General features: G+C 63.1%; 15 protein-coding genes and 1 pseudogene. 11 read left to right on the top strand and 5 right to left on the bottom strand.

Translation table 11 applies throughout. The features are described 5' to 3' along the window. Positions 1–574: 574 nt before the first annotated feature. Together ACN6NG_RS03000 and aptA are read right to left on the bottom strand one after the other, a co-directional pair. Complete coding sequence (locus tag ACN6NG_RS03000; RefSeq protein WP_012270363.1) at positions 575–2,068, bottom strand: CoA-acylating methylmalonate-semialdehyde dehydrogenase; 1,494 nt, start codon at positions 2,066–2,068, stop codon at positions 575–577. A 77-nt stretch (positions 2,069–2,145) separates the two neighbouring features. Then, positions 2,146–3,492, bottom strand: coding sequence for an omega-aminotransferase AptA (gene aptA / locus ACN6NG_RS02995; RefSeq protein ID WP_063424074.1), 1,347 nt, complete (start codon positions 3,490–3,492; stop codon positions 2,146–2,148). 115 nt (positions 3,493–3,607) lie between these two features. Between aptA and ACN6NG_RS02990 the strand changes: the two genes are divergently transcribed. The 5 genes from ACN6NG_RS02990 (at position 3,608) to ACN6NG_RS02970 (ending at position 7,967) form a co-directional block, all read left to right on the top strand. After that, complete coding sequence (locus tag ACN6NG_RS02990) at positions 3,608–4,528, top strand: LysR family transcriptional regulator (RefSeq protein WP_026034606.1); 921 nt, start codon at positions 3,608–3,610, stop codon at positions 4,526–4,528. Between the two features lie 90 nt (positions 4,529–4,618). Next, positions 4,619–5,281, top strand: a complete 663-nt coding sequence (locus tag ACN6NG_RS02985) for a TetR/AcrR family transcriptional regulator (protein WP_016497890.1) — start codon at positions 4,619–4,621, stop codon at positions 5,279–5,281. 9 nt (positions 5,282–5,290) lie between these two features. Continuing rightward, positions 5,291–5,875 carry an IMPACT family protein gene (locus tag ACN6NG_RS02980; protein ID WP_474312904.1) on the top strand — a complete coding sequence of 195 codons (585 nt, stop codon included), beginning with the start codon at positions 5,291–5,293 and terminating at the stop codon, positions 5,873–5,875. Positions 5,876–6,246: 371 nt separating this feature from the next. After that, complete coding sequence (locus ACN6NG_RS02975; protein WP_063424072.1) at positions 6,247–6,933, top strand: SDR family oxidoreductase; 687 nt, start codon at positions 6,247–6,249, stop codon at positions 6,931–6,933. Between the two features lie 86 nt (positions 6,934–7,019). After that, on the top strand, positions 7,020–7,967 hold the full coding sequence (locus ACN6NG_RS02970) for an adenosine deaminase (protein ID WP_049273703.1): 948 nt from the start codon (positions 7,020–7,022) through the stop codon (positions 7,965–7,967). A 19-nt stretch (positions 7,968–7,986) separates the two neighbouring features. On the opposite strand, the gene ACN6NG_RS02965 is transcribed toward ACN6NG_RS02970, so the two are convergent. Then, the gene (locus ACN6NG_RS02965) at positions 7,987–8,700 is read right to left on the bottom strand and encodes an ArsR/SmtB family transcription factor (RefSeq protein ID WP_019472756.1); all 714 of its coding nucleotides are present in this window, start codon (positions 8,698–8,700) and stop codon (positions 7,987–7,989) included. A 488-nt stretch (positions 8,701–9,188) separates the two neighbouring features. On the opposite strand from ACN6NG_RS02965, the gene ACN6NG_RS02960 reads away from it, so the two are divergent. Beyond that, a complete protein-coding gene (locus ACN6NG_RS02960; protein ID WP_080642756.1) occupies positions 9,189–9,386 on the top strand; it encodes a hypothetical protein in 198 nt (65 codons plus the stop codon). Here ACN6NG_RS02960 and ACN6NG_RS02955 read toward each other — a convergent pair. Both ACN6NG_RS02955 and ACN6NG_RS02950 read right to left on the bottom strand, forming a co-directional pair. Then, complete coding sequence (locus ACN6NG_RS02955) at positions 9,337–10,518, bottom strand: multidrug effflux MFS transporter (RefSeq protein ID WP_474312901.1); 1,182 nt, start codon at positions 10,516–10,518, stop codon at positions 9,337–9,339. The two genes, ACN6NG_RS02960 and ACN6NG_RS02955, sit on opposite strands and share 50 nt — an antisense overlap. Positions 10,519–10,762: 244 nt before the next feature. Then, the gene (locus ACN6NG_RS02950; RefSeq protein WP_016484763.1) at positions 10,763–10,960 is read right to left on the bottom strand and encodes a heavy-metal-associated domain-containing protein; all 198 of its coding nucleotides are present in this window, start codon (positions 10,958–10,960) and stop codon (positions 10,763–10,765) included. 145 nt (positions 10,961–11,105) lie between these two features. Between ACN6NG_RS02950 and ACN6NG_RS02945 the strand changes: the two genes are divergently transcribed. The 5 genes and pseudogenes from ACN6NG_RS02945 (at position 11,106) to ACN6NG_RS02925 (ending at position 16,462) form a co-directional block, all read left to right on the top strand. Further along, complete coding sequence (locus ACN6NG_RS02945) at positions 11,106–11,492, top strand: hypothetical protein (RefSeq protein WP_059395799.1); 387 nt, start codon at positions 11,106–11,108, stop codon at positions 11,490–11,492. A gap of 52 nt (positions 11,493–11,544) precedes the next feature. Next, positions 11,545–13,944, top strand: a complete 2,400-nt coding sequence (locus ACN6NG_RS02940; RefSeq protein ID WP_474312898.1) for a heavy metal translocating P-type ATPase — start codon at positions 11,545–11,547, stop codon at positions 13,942–13,944. Next, positions 13,941–14,351, top strand: a complete 411-nt coding sequence (gene cueR / locus ACN6NG_RS02935) for a Cu(I)-responsive transcriptional regulator (RefSeq protein ID WP_016497881.1) — start codon at positions 13,941–13,943, stop codon at positions 14,349–14,351. The genes ACN6NG_RS02940 and cueR overlap by 4 nt, the downstream gene beginning before the upstream one ends. Before the next feature lie 167 nt (positions 14,352–14,518). Then, positions 14,519–15,604 (top strand): annotated as a pseudogene (locus tag ACN6NG_RS02930) (HAMP domain-containing protein); the annotation flags it as partial. A gap of 90 nt (positions 15,605–15,694) precedes the next feature. Next, positions 15,695–16,462, top strand: coding sequence for a methyl-accepting chemotaxis protein (locus ACN6NG_RS02925; protein WP_370529840.1), 768 nt, complete (start codon positions 15,695–15,697; stop codon positions 16,460–16,462). The last annotated feature ends 88 nt before the right edge of the window (positions 16,463–16,550 follow it).

Raw genomic sequence — 16,550 nt, 5'->3', positions numbered from 1 at the left:
GCGATCTTTCGATCGTAGCCCTTTCAGCATCACCTTAACTACTTAACTCATTGAATCTCAAGGAGTTTGTCGTTCCGATGTCGCTGGAAGTGGGGCGCATTATAAGGGGATTCGGAAGGGCGTCAACACTTAATTTCAAGAAATTGAAATATAGGCGGGAAACACCCTAGAAAGGCCACCAGGTGCCCGCCACAACACATTCAGCGCCTGTGAGATCGAGCGCCGCCCGCGCGGCGCATCGCCGGCAAGCCAGCTCCTACATTTGTTTCGGGCCAATAATTCCTGAGCCATTGGCGCGCGCCCCCCTGGGTGTATGGCTGGAGGTTGCAGAGAAGCGGCGGCGCAACCTTCGATATCGAATGGAACACACAAGGGGTCGCGCGCCAATGGCACAGGCTGAACTGGCCCGAAACAAATGTGGGAGCTGGCTTGCCGGCGATGCGCCGCGCGGGCGGCGCTCGATCTCACAGGCGCTGAAAGACCCAAGGCGAACACTGCTGAAATGCCCAAGGCGAACACCCCCAAAAAACAAAGCGGGGAGGCCTTTCGGCCTCCCCGCTTTAATTACCCGCCTTTAAAGGCTAGGGAATGCAAACTGCGACGCTTCATGGCTGGCACGCTGCGGCCAGCGCTGGGTAATCGCCTTGCGACGGGTATAGAAGCGCACCCCGTCCGGGCCATAGGCATGCAGGTCACCGAACAGCGAACGCTTCCAGCCACCAAAGCTGTGATAAGCCACCGGCACCGGCAGCGGCACGTTCACACCCACCATGCCCACTTCGATCTCGTCGCAGAACAGGCGCGCCGCCTCACCGTCACGGGTGAAGATGCAGGTACCGTTGCCATATTCGTGATCATTGATCAGCTGCATGGCCTGCTCCAGGCTGTTTACACGCACCACGCACAGCACCGGGCCGAAGATCTCTTCTTTATAGATGCGCATCTGCGGGGTCACCTTGTCGAACAGGGTGCCGCCCACGAAGTAGCCATCTTCATTACCGGCCACACGCAAACCACGGCCATCCACCACCAGCTTGGCGCCAGCAGCAACACCGTCATCGATGTAACCCACTACCTTGTCACGGGCAGCAGCCGTTACCAGCGGGCCCATGTCCAGGCCGCACGAAGTGCCGGCACCAATCTTCAGTGCCTTGATCTGCGGTTCCAGCTTGGCAATCAGGGCATCGGCCACCTGGTCGCCCACGCATACCGCCACCGAAATGGCCATGCAGCGCTCGCCGCACGAACCGTAGGCCGCGCCCATCAGTGCGCTGACGGCGTTGTCCAAGTCCGCATCCGGCATCAGTACCGCGTGGTTCTTCGCGCCACCCAAGGCTTGCACGCGCTTGCCGCGCTTGGTGCCTTCGGCATAGATGTACTCGGCGATCGGCGTTGAACCGACAAAGCTCAGTGCTTTTACTTCTGGCGCTTCGATCAGCGCATCCACCGCCTCCTTGTCACCGTGCACCACATTCAGGATGCCCTTCGGCAAGCCGGCTTCCAGCAGCAGCTGGGCGATGTACAGGGTCGAGCTGGGGTCACGCTCGGACGGCTTGAGAATGAAAGCGTTGCCGCAGGCGATGGCCAGTGGGTACATCCACAGCGGAACCATGGCCGGGAAGTTGAACGGGGTAATGCCCGCGACCACGCCCAGCGGCTGGAAGTCGGACCAGGCATCGATGTTCGGGCCGACGTTGCGGCTGTACTCGCCTTTCAATACTTCTGGCGCTGCGCAGGCGAACTCGACGTTCTCGATGCCGCGCTTCAGTTCGCCGGCTGCGTCTTCCAAGGTCTTGCCATGCTCTTCGCTGATCATCTGCGAAATCTTGGCTTCGTTCTGCTCCAGCAGTTGCTTGAAGCGGAACATTACCTGGGCGCGCTTGGCCGGTGGGGTGTTGCGCCAGGCCGGGAAGGCCGCCTTGGCGGAGTCGATCGCTTCCTGCACGGTCGCGCGACTGGCCAGCTCGACCTTGCGTACAGCCTGGCCGGTGGACGGGTTGAAGACATCGGCGGTGCGCTCACCTTTGGAAACCAGCTCGCCATGGATCAGGTGCTGAACAATGCTCATGCAAAACTCCGGATATAGAAGGTAGAGGCAGGCGCGCTATCTATACATGCGCGCGCCTGGCATCGAAATCGGAAAGATCAGTCGATCAGGTTCAGGTTTTCGCCGACGGCGTCGAACAAGCGATCCAGTTCCTGCGGCGTGGTGTTGAACGTTGGGCCGAACTGCAGGGTGTCGCCACCGAAGCGTACATAGAAGCCTGCCTTCCACAATTTCATCGCCACTTCGTACGGGCGGACGATGGCATCACCGTCACGGGCGGCGATCTGGATGGCGCCGGCCAGGCCATAGTTACGGATATCGACAACGTTCTTGGTGCCCTTCACGCCGTGCAGCAGCTTCTCGAAGTGCGGCGCCAGCTCGGCGGCGGACTGCACCAGGTTTTCCTTCTGCAGCAGGTCCAGCGCGGCGATACCGGCGGCGCACGCCACCGGGTGGGCCGAATAGGTGTAGCCGTGCGGGAATTCCACGGCGTATTCCGGCGTCGGCTGGTTCATGAAGGTGTGGTAGATCTCACTGCTGGCAATCACCGCGCCCATCGGGATGGCGCCGTTGGTTACCTGCTTGGCGATGCACATCAGGTCCGGGGTTACGCCGAAGGCTTCAGCACCGGTCATCGCGCCCATGCGGCCAAAGCCGGTGATCACTTCGTCGAAGATCAGCAGGATGTTGTGCTGGGTGCAGATTTCACGCAGGCGCTTCAGGTAACCCTTAGGCGGCGGCAGTACACCGGCAGACCCCGCCAGCGGCTCGACGATCAGCGCAGCGATGTTGGAGGCATCGTGCAGCTCGATCAGCTTGAGCATTTCGTCAGCCAGGGCAATACCGCCCTCCTCCGGCATGCCCTTGGAGAAGGCGTTCACCGGCAGCACGGTGTGAGGCAGGTGGTCGACATCCAGCAACTGGCCGAACATCTTGCGGTTACCGTTCACGCCACCCAGGCTGGTACCGGCGATGTTCACGCCATGGTAGCCGCGGGCACGGCCGATGATCTTGGTCTTGGTCGCCTGGCCTTTCAGGCGCCAATAGGCACGCACCATCTTCAGCGCGGTGTCGGCGCACTCGGAACCGGAGTTGGTATAAAAGACGTGGTTCAGATCGCCTGGAACCAGATCTGCAATCTTTTCCGCCAGCTGGAACGACAGCGGATGGCCAAACTGGAACGCCGGGGAATAGTCCAGGGTACTCAGCTGACGGGTGACCGCGTCGGTAATTTCCTTGCGGGTGTGCCCGGCGCCGCAGGTCCACAGGCCAGACAGCGCATCAAAGATCTTGCGCCCCTGGTCATCGACCAGGTAGTTGCCTTCGGCCGCCACGATCAACCGTGGGTCGCGGTGGAAGTTGCGGTTGGCGGTGTAAGGCATCCAGTGGGCATCCAGCTTGAGCTGGCTGGCGATACCGGCCGGAGCGGTTTCGGGCATGTTCATCGGCGGTTCCTCGAAAGACGATTAGGCAACGATGTATGTTGTTGCAGCTAAATTGGCACGGCGATAAAGTCTGAAAAAGCCAACATTTCTAATCTTCAGACAGGCCGTGACTAAACTGATGAGCCGACGCCCCGATCCACTCGCCCAAGTCAGCGATTTCGACATCCGCCTGCTGAAGATCTACCGCAGCGTGGTCGAGTGCGGTGGCTTTTCGGCCGCCGAGAACGTGCTGGGCATTGGCCGCTCGGCCATCAGCCAGCAAATGAACGACCTGGAGCAACGCCTTGGCCTGCGCCTGTGCCAGCGTGGCCGCGCCGGTTTCTCGCTGACCGAGGAAGGCCGCGAGGTCTACCATTCGGCACTGCAACTGCTCAGCGCCCTGGAAAGTTTCCGCACCGAGGTCAACGGCCTGCACCAGCACTTGCGTGGCGAGTTGAACATTGGCCTGACCGACAACCTGGTCACCCTGCCGCACATGCGCATCACCCATGCCCTGGCCGAACTCAAGGACCGCGGGCCCGATGTGCGTATCCAGATCCGCATGATCGCCCCCAGCCAGGTCGAACACGGCGTGCTCGACGGCAGCCTGCATGTTGGTGTGGTACCTCAGACCAGCCCGCTGTCGGGCCTTGAGTACCAGCCGCTGTACAGCGAACGCTCGCTGTTGTACTGCGCGGTCGGCCACCCGCTGTTCTATGCCGATGACCAGCAGGTCGACGACGACCGCCTCAACAGCCAGGAAGCCATCACCCCCACCTTCCGCCTGCCCGCCGACATCCAGGCCCATTACCAGGCGCTGAACTGCACGGCCAGTGCTTCGGACCGCGAAGGCATGGCGTTTCTCATCCTCACCGGGCGCTACATTGGCTACCTGCCCGACCACTACGCCACATTTTGGGTGCAGCAAGGCCGCTTGCGCGCCCTCAAGCCCCAACAGCGCTTCTATGACCTGAGCCTGAGCTGGGTAACGCGCAAGGGCCGGCGGCCCAACCTGGTACTGGAAAGCTTCCTCGACAGCCTGGCTGCGACACGTTGATGCCAGTCTGTGCCGCAAACGCTTGTCACTTCGGCGCAGGCAGGTAATCTTGTCCGACAGCCGCAGCCACTGACCCGTACGGAATCGTCCATGACCCTAGAAGTCCCTGCGCACCGCCTCTCCGCCTCGGGCAAGCCCGCGGGCCGCATCCGCCAGAAAAACGAACAGGCCATTATCCAGGCCGCCGAAGACGAGTTCGCCCGCCATGGGTTCAAGGGCACCAGCATGAACACCATCGCCCTCAAGGCGGAATTGCCCAAGGCCAACCTGCACTACTACTTCACCAACAAGCTGGGCCTGTACATTGCCGTGCTCAGCAACATCATCGAGTTGTGGGACAGCACCTTCAACGCCTTGAGCGTCGAGGACGACCCCGGTGAAGCGCTGAGCCAGTACATCCGCACCAAGATGGAGTTCTCGCGGCGCAACCCGCAGGCCTCGCGGATTTTCGCAATGGAAGTGATCAGCGGCGGCACCTGCCTGACCGAATACTTCAGTGCCGACTACCGCGAGTGGTTCCGTGGCCGGGCTGCCGTGTTCCAGGCCTGGATCGAAGCCGGCAAGATGGACCCGGTCGACCCGGTGCACCTGATCTTCCTGCTTTGGGGCAGCACCCAGCACTACGCCGACTTCGCTACCCAGATCTGCCAGGTCACCGGCCGCAGCCGGCTGACCAAGCAGGACATGGAAGACGCAAGCAACAACCTTATCCACATCATTCTGAAAGGCTGCGGCATCAAGCCCGCTGTGTAACCGTCATTTATGCCTTCTACCCTGCTCGACCTCTGCGAATACCGCGAGGACATCCGCAAAAGCCGCTTTATCACCCTCGCCGGGCCGATCAGCAGTGCCGCCGATGCGATGAGCTTTATCGAACGCCACAGCGACCTGGCCGCCACCCACAACTGCTGGGCCTGGAAGCTCGGCGCGCAGTACCGCAGCAACGATGACGGCGAACCCGGCGGCACCGCAGGCCGGCCGATCCTGGCAGCCATCGAAGCGCAGGACTGCGACCAGGTCGTGGTGCTGGTGATCCGCTGGTACGGCGGTATCCAGCTGGGTACCGGCGGCCTGGCGAGGGCCTATGGCGGCGGCGCCAACAAGTGCCTGCAACAGGCACCCAAGCGGCTGCTGGTGCAGCGCAGCGAATTCACCTGCAGTTGCAGTTTCAGCGAACTCGCGTTGGTTAAACTGCGCCTGGCGGAGGTGGACGGCCTGGTACTGAATGAACAGTTCACCGCCAATGGCGTAGACCTGCTGATCGCGCTTGGTGATGCCCACAGGGCGCCACTGCAGCAGCAACTGGCCGACCTGAGCCGCGGGCGCATCCTGCTCGAAGCATGCTGAACATTGCCCACAACAACTGTGGGCCCGCCTGTGGATAAGCTTGGGGCAGTCGCTTGCAAGCTACTGTTTTCATGGCCTCCAGAGCTTTGATCATATTTTGATCACTGTTTGATGACAGCCGCAAACTGCTGAAAGCTCACGAGTTATCCCCAACACGCGGCCAGGCGGGGCTGCCTGCAAGGTCGTAGGCTTGCACACAATAACTGTGGATCAGCTTGTGGATAACCCGTGCGCCAACAGGCGAAGCGCCCGGCCGGGCAAGGCCCCGGCGCAGTTGATCGTTTTTTATACATTCATCGGCAAGGCAGTGAGTGCCGCTGTGGATTATTCTCAAATACCTTTCTCTTTCACCGACCACGGAGCGCGTTCACATGGCTAACGCAAAAACCGCACTTATCATCGGCGCCTCGCGCGGGCTTGGCCTGGGCCTGGTGCAACGCCTGAACGAAGACGGCTGGAACATCACTGCCACCGTGCGCAACCCGCAGCAACCCGGCGCCCTGGCCGATGTAACCGGCGTGCGCATCGAACAGCTGGAAATGAACGACACCGCCCAACTCGATGGGCTGAAACAACGCCTGCAAGGCCAGGTGTTCGACCTGGTATTCGTCAATGCGGGCGTCATGGGCCCCCTGCCGCAAGACCTGGAGACGGTTCAGAACAAGGACATCGGCGACCTGTTCATGACCAATGCCGTGTCGCCCATCCGCGTGGCCCGCCGCCTGGTCGGCCAGGTGCGCGAGGGCAGCGGCGTGCTGGCCTTCATGAGTTCGATCCTCGGCAGCGTAACCATCCCCGACGGGGGCGAAATCTGCCTGTACAAGGCCAGCAAGGCAGCGCTCAACTCGATGATCAACAGCTTCGTGGTCGAACAACAGCGCCCCGACCTGTGCGTGCTGGCCATGCACCCGGGCTGGGTGAAAACCGACATGGGCGGCGAAAACGCCGAAATCGACGTGTACACCAGCACCCGCGGCATGCTCGACCAGATCAACGCACAAAGCGGCAACGGCGGCCTGCGGTTCATCAACTACAAGGGCGAACCCTTGGTCTGGTGATTCACCGGGTCGCAGCCTGGCCGGGCGCAATGCCCGGCCAGCCCCTGTAGAATGGCGGCAACCGTACCTGATTGAGATACCCCATTATGTATGACTGGTTGAACGCCCTGCCCAAGGCCGAACTGCACCTGCACCTGGAAGGCTCGCTGGAGCCCGAGCTGCTGTTCGCCCTGGCCGAGCGCAACAAGATCGCCCTGCCCTGGGCCGATGTGGAGACCCTGCGCGGTGCCTATGCCTTCAACAACCTGCAGGAGTTCCTCGACCTGTATTACCAGGGCGCGGATGTGCTGCGTACCGAGCAGGACTTCTACGACCTGACCTGGGCCTACCTGCAACGCTGCAAAGCCCAGAACGTGATCCACACCGAACCGTTCTTCGACCCGCAAACCCACACCGACCGCGGCATCCCTTTCGAAGTGGTGCTCAATGGCATCAACCAGGCGCTGAACGACGGCCGCAAGCAACTGGGCATCAGCAGTGGCCTGATCCTCAGCTTCCTGCGCCACCTCAGTGAAGAGGAAGCGCAAAAAACCCTCGACCAGGCCCTGCCGTTCCGCGACGCGTTCATCGCCGTCGGCCTGGACAGCTCGGAAATGGGTCACCCGCCAAGCAAGTTCAAGCGCGTGTTCGACCGGGCGCGCAGCGAAGGCTTTGTTGCCGTTGCCCATGCCGGCGAAGAAGGCCCGCCCGAGTACATCTGGGAAGCGCTCGACCTGTTGCAGATCAAGCGTATCGACCACGGCGTTCGCGCCATCGAGGACGAGCGCCTGATGCAACGCATCATCGATGAGCAGATCCCGCTCACCGTGTGCCCGCTGTCCAACACCAAGCTCTGCGTGTTCGACCACATGAGCCAGCACAACATCCTGGACATGCTCGAACGCGGCGTGAAGGTTACGGTCAACTCGGACGACCCGGCCTACTTCGGCGGCTACGTGACGGAAAACTTCCACGCCCTGCACACCCACCTGGGCATGACCGAAGACCAGGCCCGTCGGCTGGCGCAGAACAGCCTGGATGCCCGGCTGGTCTGATTGACCGACGCCGTTGCGCTCAGCCGACCTGCAACGTCGCCACGCGGGCTATGCGATTGATCTGCTGGATACCCAGCGCCGAGATATGCAATGCCCGCGTGTCCTCGGCCTCGCGCATCCAGCCAGATTGCAGAAACAGCCTGAACAAGGCCTGGCCCAGTACGCCACCCAGGTGCGGGGCCTGATCGTTCCACTCGGTGCAACGGCAGATCACGCAACCACGTTGCTGGTGTGGCGCCAGGGCATCGATGTAGACCCCGACCAAGGCCAACTGCGCCCGCCCCTCGTCACTCACCATCAACTGTCGGCCGCTGCCTTCCAGCCAGCCGGCCACCACCAGGCGATGGTACAGCTCACTGGCCAGCTCCCCCCCCAGGTGATCGCCACAGCGGCGTGCCCGGCGCATCGACATGGGCAACGGTGATACCGGCGCCTTGGCCTGCTCCCCTCTGGCGCTCTCCAGCTGAACACTGGCCAAGGCCTCCACGGCGGCCCCGACCTGCGGTGTCGCCAGGCGGAAATAGCGCTTGCGGCCACGTGCTTCATGCCTGAGCAAACCGGCCGACGACAGCAACGAAAGGTGCGCGCAGGCCGATGACGAAGTCAGGCCGGTCATTATCGCGAGCTCATTGGCCAGCCGTGGCGTGCCGTCGATCAATGCCCACAACATGGCACTGCGCTTCGGGTCGGCCATCAGGCTGGCAATCTGGCTGATACTGCTGGCTGCGTTCATATCCCTGTAACTCCCTGCAAGTTCACGGTGTGGATGCGATGGCCAACCCTGGCAGGGAAGCACCTCTCGCTGTCACTGGCCTGGTTCGCCAGTATAAGCCGCAGAAAACGCCATCCAGGCGGCCACGTGCCGACGTACCAGCGGCGAAAAACCACTGGGTATACCTACCCTTGGAAATTAATGAAGCAACCTGGGAAAACGACCCGGAACCCGGTCAGCAAAGCGCCGACACAGGTTTACAGCAGCGCAGAAATATCTTGATGAAAAAATACTTGCTGCAATTTCAGATACGGCCCACAGCCATGTTCCGCAAATAGCGCGCAACGAAGCGAAGGTTCTGCGAGTTTGCGGGCATAACGCCCAAAGCGGGAAACAGCGTGAGAAAATGCGCCTTTCGACCGTCAGTCAGGACACTGATATAGCGCGTGGCGGGCTCGAGGGGCAGCGCTACACTTGAGCGGCTCCCCCCCTTCTGGAGGTATGCCGCGATGAAAATTGTCGTCAGTGCATCGAGCCGAAACCCTGCCTGCCCCTGGCAGGTCCAGCTCGATCAACACGTGGTCAGTTTCCGCAGCGAGGCCGAGGCGCGGGCCTTCGTCGCCACGCTCGAAACCCGCCTGCAGGCACCTCACCCGCTTATGCGGGACGCCTGGCCTGCAAGCGTCGGGTCAGCAGCGCGACACTGACTGCCAATGCACCGCACAAGCTGATCACCATTGCCATCGGTACCGCACTGCCATCATGCAGCAGGCCGACCAGTGCCGCCGCCCCTGCGGCGACGCTGAACTGCAGGCAGCCCATCAGTGCCGAGGCGCTGCCAGCGCGTGCGCCCTGCCCGCTCATGGCGCAGGCAGAGGCGTTGGGGATGATGCAGCCCAGGCTGGCGATGCAGATGAACAGCGGTACCAGCAGCGGCCACAACTGTGTCGGCTGCAAGGCTGCCACGCCCAACAGCGCCAGGCCTGCCGCCAGGTACACCCACACCCCGCGCGCCAGCAGGAACGCCGGGCCACGCTTGGCCAGTAGGCGTGCATTCACCTGTGCCACCAGGATGAAGCCGGCGGCGTTGGTACCGAACAGCCAGCCGTAGTGCTCGGCCGGCACGTCATAGAGTTTGATGAACACGAAAGGCGAACCGGCGATGTAGGCAAACATGCCGGCAATGGCGATACCACCGGTCAAGGCATGGCCAAGGAACACCCGGTCAGAAAATAACCGCAGGTATTGGCGCAAAGCGCCAGACAGCGGCTGACGCGGCATGTGCTCAGGCAGGCTTTCCGGCAGGCCAAGGCTGACCGCCAGCAGGCAGGCGGCACTGAACAGGCTCAAGGCCAGGAAGATCGACTGCCAGCCCGCCAGGTTCACCAGCACCCCGCCCAGCATCGGTGCCAGGATCGGCGCCAGGCCCATGACCAGCATCAGTTGCGAAAACACCTTGGCCGAGGCCACCGGGTCGCACTTGTCGCTGACGATGGCCCGCGACAGCACCATGCCGGCACAACCGCCCAGTGCCTGGACGAAGCGCGCCAGTACCAGGGTGTCGAGGTTGGGGGCATAGGCACAGGCCAGCGACGCCAGGGTGAACAGGGTCACCCCGAACATCAGCGGTATGCGCCGGCCAAAGCGGTCGGCTACCGGGCCATAGGCCAACTGGCCGATGGACAGGCCGAGGAAGTAGGCGGCCAAAGTGGCCTGGATGTGTTTTTCATCAGTGGCGAACGCCTGCGCCATGGCCGGGAAGGCGGGCAGGTAGAAGTCGATCGCCAAGGGCCCGAACGCACTGAGTGCGCCCAGGATGAGCACCATTCGCAGGTTCATCAGGAATCCATAGCAGGCTAAGCAAGTGCCCGATTCTACCTGCTGTGGAGCCGCTCAGGCTGAAAACATTTGCAACAAACCTCGGGCCTTGCGGTGACAGCTGTCTCGCTCGAAACTTGAAACTGCCGTGGTCCCTGTGGGAGCGGGCGTGCCCGCGAATCAGGCACCGCGGTGGATGGCACCGGCTACGCCGGTGTTCGCGGGCACGCCCGCTCCCACCGGTAAGTCTCCCACTAGCAAGTCTTCAGGCGAGTTCGGCCTGATAACCCTCATCACGAATGGCCGTAAGGATCTGCTCCTGCCCCAGTTCACTCTGCACCCGTACCTGCTTGGCTGCCAGGTCGATCTCGACCTTGGCCGCTGCATCCTGCTCCTGCACCGCGCGGGTCACGGCTTTCACGCAATGGCCACAGGTCATGCCTTGTACATTGAACACTTGCATGGGGGTTGCCTCCTTCAGGTTTTCAACGAGTCTCAAGCTTGCCATCGGGGCAAGGTCAAGCCCTGCCAGCAACACCTGGGGTGGAAATCCGCGCCCGTGTCGGCCAAGCTTCGCGTTTGACGATCAGGCAAGCAGGAGATTCTTCATGTTCAGGGCAGCATTGGGCGTCGTCGGGCTATTGAGCGCGCTGGCTGCGGTGCCACCGGCCAGTGCCGAGGGCAATTCGGACTACAGCGTACTGATCATTTCCCGAGAACGCCTGGAAGTGGCCACCAACTGCGAAATCGGCGTCTACCTCAACGATCAGCTTTCCGGGCGTGTGTTCCAGGAGCAATCCACCTCGTTCAACCTGCCGCCCGGCCCGGTAGATGTGCGCCTGCGCCTTTTGCCAGGGCAGATGCCAGGCTGCGCAGCGGGTATCGAAGACCAACGCAGCACACGCTTGAACCTGCAGGCGGGCCAGATCAACAAATACCGCATCGCCATGGGGCAGTATGGGCTGGAGTTGAAGCGAGCCGGCCTGGGCTATTGACCTTACCTGCATGGCAAGGTTGATGCTGGAGGCCTGTCCAAGGAGGAGAGCCATGCCCGCATCCACCACGTATGACCTGCCGATCTCCGGCATGACCTGCGCCAGCTGTGCCGGCCGGGTCGAACGCGCCCTGCGCAAGGTCACCGGCGCTGAACAGGTCAGCGTCAACCTCGCCACCGAACAGGCTCGGGTCCAGGCCCCGGCCAACAGCCTGCCCGCCCTGGTCGATGCCGTGCGCGAAGCCGGCTACGGCGTGCCCACCCGTACCGTCGAACTGCAGATTGGCGGCATGACCTGCGCCAGCTGCGTCGGCCGCGTAGAGCGCGCCTTGGGGAAGCTGCCGGGTGTTGAGCAGGTCAGCGTCAACCTTGCCAGCGAACGCGCGCACCTTGAAGTGCTGGCAGCCGTTGATGACAACCTGCTGATCGACACCGTGCACAAGGCCGGCTACAGCGCCAGCCTGCCGCAAACGGCAAACGGCGACCAAAGCGCTGCCCAGCGCCGCCTGCGCAACGAGCGCCTGGCGGTCGGCGCAGCCTTGCTGTTGGCCCTGCCACTGGTATTGCCGATGCTGGTGCAGCCATTCGGCCTGCACTGGATGTTGCCTGCATGGGCGCAGTTCCTGCTGGCCACGCCGGTGCAGTTCATTCTTGGCGCCCGCTTCTACGTAGCCGCCTGGAAGGCCGTGCGCGCCGGTGCCGGCAACATGGACCTGCTGGTGGCGCTAGGCACCAGCGCTGGCTACGGCTTGAGCCTGTACCAGTGGGCGCAGGCCCCTGCCGGCATGGCCCCACACCTGTACTTTGAAGCCTCGGCCGTGGTGATTGCCCTGGTGTTGCTGGGCAAGTACCTGGAAAGCCGTGCCAAGCGCCAGACCGCCAGTGCCATCCGCGCCCTTGAGGCACTGCGCCCGGAGCGCGCCGTGCGGGTAGTCGACGGCCAGGAGCAAGACGTGGCCATCGCCCAGTTGCATCTGGGCGACCTGGTACTGGTCAAACCCGGCGAGCGGTTCCCGGTAGACGGCGTGGTCGAAGACGGCAGCAGCCATGCCGATGAAGCCCTGATCAGCGGCGAAAGCCTGCCGGTGCCCAAGCAACCCGGCGACAGTGTCACCGGTGGTGCCATCAATGGCGAAGGCCGGTTGCTGGTGCGCACCCAGGCGCTGGGCACCGAAACAGTGCTGGCCCGTATCATCCGCCTGGTGGAAGACGCCCAGGCCGCCAAGGCGCCGATCCAGAAGCTGGTCGACCGGGTCAGCGAAGTGTTCGTCCCGGCCGTGCTGGTACTGGCCCTTATCACCCTGATCGGCTGGTGGCTGGCCGGCGCACCGTTGGAAACCGCACTGATCAACGCCGTTGCCGTGTTGGTCATCGCCTGCCCCTGTGCCCTCGGCCTGGCCACTCCTGCAGCAATCATGGCCGGCACCGGGGTTGCCGCCCGCCACGGTATCCTGATCAAGGACGCCGAAGCCCTGGAGCGTGCCCATGCGGTCAACCGCGTGGTCTTCGACAAGACCGGCACGCTTACCTCTGGCAGCCCGCGGGTTGTCCACAGCCAGGCGCAAGTGGGCAGCAGCGCCGACCTGCACCGCCTGGCCGGCGCCCTGCAGCGCGGCAGTGAGCACCCACTGGCCAAGGCGGTGCTGGATGCCTGCGCCGAACAGAAGCTGGACGTGCCAAGCGTTACCGACAGCCAGTCGCTGACCGGGCGCGGCATCGCCGGATGTGTAGAGGGCCGCGAGTTGGCCCTGGGCAACCGCCGCCTGCTCGACGAAAGCGCCCTGCAACCTGGTGACCTGGCCGCCAAGGCCCAGGCCTGGGAAGCCGAGGGGCGCACCCTGTCGTGGCTGATCGAACGCGGCACGCAACCCCGTGTGCTGGGCCTGTTCGCCTTTGGTGACAGCCTCAAGCCCGGCGCCGCGCAAGCCATAAATACCCTGCACGCACAGCACATCAGCAGCCACCTGCTGACCGGCGACAACCGCGGCAGCGCCAAGGTGGTGGCCGACGCCCTGGGCATCGACGATGTGCATGCCGAAGTGCTGCCGGCCGACAAGGCCGCCACCGTGGCCGCGCTCAAGCTGGATGGCGTGGTCGCCATGGTTGGCGATGGCATCAACGACGCCCCGGCCCTGGCGGCCGCCGATATCGGCATTGCCATGGGTGGCGGCACCGACGTGGCCATGCAGGCCGCCGGCATCACCCTGATGCGTGGCGACCCGCGCCTGGTGCCGGCCGCCCTGGAAATCAGCCGCAAGACCTACGCCAAAATCCGCCAGAACCTGTTCTGGGCGTTCATCTATAACCTGATCGGCATCCCGCTGGCCGCGCTGGGTTACCTCAACCCGGTACTGGCCGGCGCCGCCATGGCCCTGTCCAGCGTCAGCGTGGTCAGCAACGCGCTGTGGCTCAAGGCGTGGAAACCCACCAGCACCAACGAGGAAGCGCCATGAACATCGGCCAGGCCGCCCGCCGCAGCGGGCTTAGCACCAAGATGATCCGTTATTACGAATCCATCGGCCTGCTCAAACCTGCCACGCGCAGCGACAGCGGCTACCGCCTGTACCAGGCAGAAGACTTGCACAGCCTGGCCTTCATCAAGCGCTCCCGCGACCTGGGCTTTTCCCTGGAAGAGGTCGGCAAGCTGCTGACCCTGTGGCAAGACCGCCAGCGTGCCAGCGCCGATGTGAAGGCGCTGGCCATGCAGCACATCGATGAACTGAACCGGCGTATCGAGGAACTGGTGAGCCTGCGCGACACCCTTGGCGAGCTGGTTTCGCATTGCCAGGGGGACGACCGCCCGGACTGTCCGATCCTCAAGGACCTGGCCAACGGTGCTGCTGGAAGTTGCTGTCACTGATCGGTCACCCGCGTTTGGTATGCCAAAAGCGTCCAAACGCGACCGAATAGTCATCAACCGCGGCTTTATCCAAGAAATACGGGCGTTTTGCTTCATAAAAACCGGAATGCTGCCGATGTACTGGCTACCTGCCTCGTGGGTCGACAATAAAAATTCCGGGAGCGTCGATGAGCATCAAACAGAAACTGACCTGGGCATTCGCGGTCATCGCCGGCTTGCCCATTGTCCTCGTGGCCACCCTGGTGGTCCTCAACCTGCGCGGCGAAGCCCGCGACGGATTCCTCGACGGTAGCAGCCGGGAAATCCGCCAGGTCAGCAACGCGATGAACATCTTCTTCCAGGGCATCAACCAGAACGTCGAGTACATGGCTTCGCAGCCAATGGTCGCCGCCACCGGCAGCGAGCTGAACAAGTACATGAGCGCCGCCCCGTCCTACGAACTGGGCGAACAGGCCGGCAAGCTCCTCGACTTCATGACCCGCCTGGCCAACGCGCATCCGTCCTATGCTTACCTGTCCTACGGGGTGAACGACGGCGGCTACACGGGCTGGCCGGCCGGGCAGAAGTTCGTCAATTACGACCCACGCACCCGCCCCTGGTACCAACTGGCCATGGCCAACCCGGGCAAGACCGTGCGTACCGGCGCCTACTACTGGGCGGCCGACGACGCGGTACTGGTCAGCACCGTGCGCGCCGTGGCCAACCAGTTGGGCAACCCCGGCGGCGTGGTCAACATCGACGTGTCGCTCAAAGGCCTGACCGAGATCGTCAAACAGATCAAGCTGGGTGAAAGCGGCTACCTGATGCTGGTGGAAAGCAACGGCAACGTCATGGTCGACCCACGCGACGCCGCTCACAACTTCAAGCAGCTGGCCAGCTTTGGCGACGGCTATGCCGCGCTGGCCAAGGCCGGCAAAGGCCTGGTCGAGGTCGAGCTCAATGGCGTGCGCTATATGGCCAACGTCTACCCCGATGAGCAACTGGGCTGGACCTTCATCGGCCTGATCGAACAAAGCGAAGTGATGCAGACCACCACCCGGCTGACCTGGCTGATCGGCGGCATTGCCGTAGTGCTGGCCGCGCTGTTCGCAGTGGTCGGTGCAGGCTTCGCCAAGCTGATCGTGCGCCCGATCAATAGCGTCACCAGCGGCCTGGAGGACATTGCCCAGGGCGAGGGCGACCTGACCCGCAACCTGGAAATCCGTGGCCGCGACGAAACCGCGCAACTGGCCAGCTGGTTCAACCAGTTCCTCGGCGCCATTCGCAGCCTGATCCAGCACATCGGCGCTGCTGCCGGCAAAATCCTCAGCACTTCCAGCAGCTCGACCCGCGTTTCCAGCGACATGGCCGAAGCCGCTGGCCGCCAGCGCGAAGCCGTGGACATGGTGTCCACCGCCTTCCACGAAATGGTCGCCACCGCCAACGAAGTGGCCCGTTCCTGTAGCCAGGCGGCGCAGTCGGCCGACAGCGGTCAGCAGCAAGCACGCGAGGGCCAGCAGCAGATCGACGCCGCCGTACAAAGCGTCGACCGCCTGAGCCACGAGATCGAACAGTCCGCGCAGTCGATCCAGCAGCTGGAGCGTGACAGCAACGCTATCCAGTCGATCCTCGGCACCATCCGCTCGATTGCCGAACAGACCAACCTGCTGGCCCTCAACGCGGCCATCGAAGCAGCCCGTGCCGGTGAGCAGGGCCGTGGTTTTGCCGTGGTGGCCGACGAAGTGCGGGCCTTGGCCAAGCGCACAGCCGACTCCACTGCCGAAATCGACGGCCTGCTGGGCAACCTGGCCAGCCGCACGGCCGAAGTGGCCGACCAGATGCATGCCAGCCTGGAAGTGTCGCAGCAGTCGGTAAGCCGTATCGGCCTGGCCCGCGACAGCTTCGGGCAAATCCGTGAGTCGGTGGATGTGATCCGCGACATGAACACGCAGATCGCCACGGCGGCCGAGGAGCAGCACCAGGTGGCCGAGGACATCAACCGGCATATCAGCCAGATTCACGGGGATGCGCAGCTGGTGGCCGAACTGGCCCAGGCGGCGCGCCAGGACTCCGAGAGCCTGGCAGGGCTGTCCAATGAGCTGGATTCGCTGGTGCGCAGGTTCCGCACCTGATTGACGCATTGCCTGTACCGGCCCTATCGCCGGCAAGCCAGCTCCCACAGGGACTGCAAAGCCCCTGAGGGCAGCGGGGTCCTGTGGT

The organism is Pseudomonas sp. TSO6 (assembly GCF_056098905.1).
The sequence above is the reverse complement of the archived record's forward strand: the minus strand, read 5'-3'. Positions and strand labels throughout refer to the sequence as shown.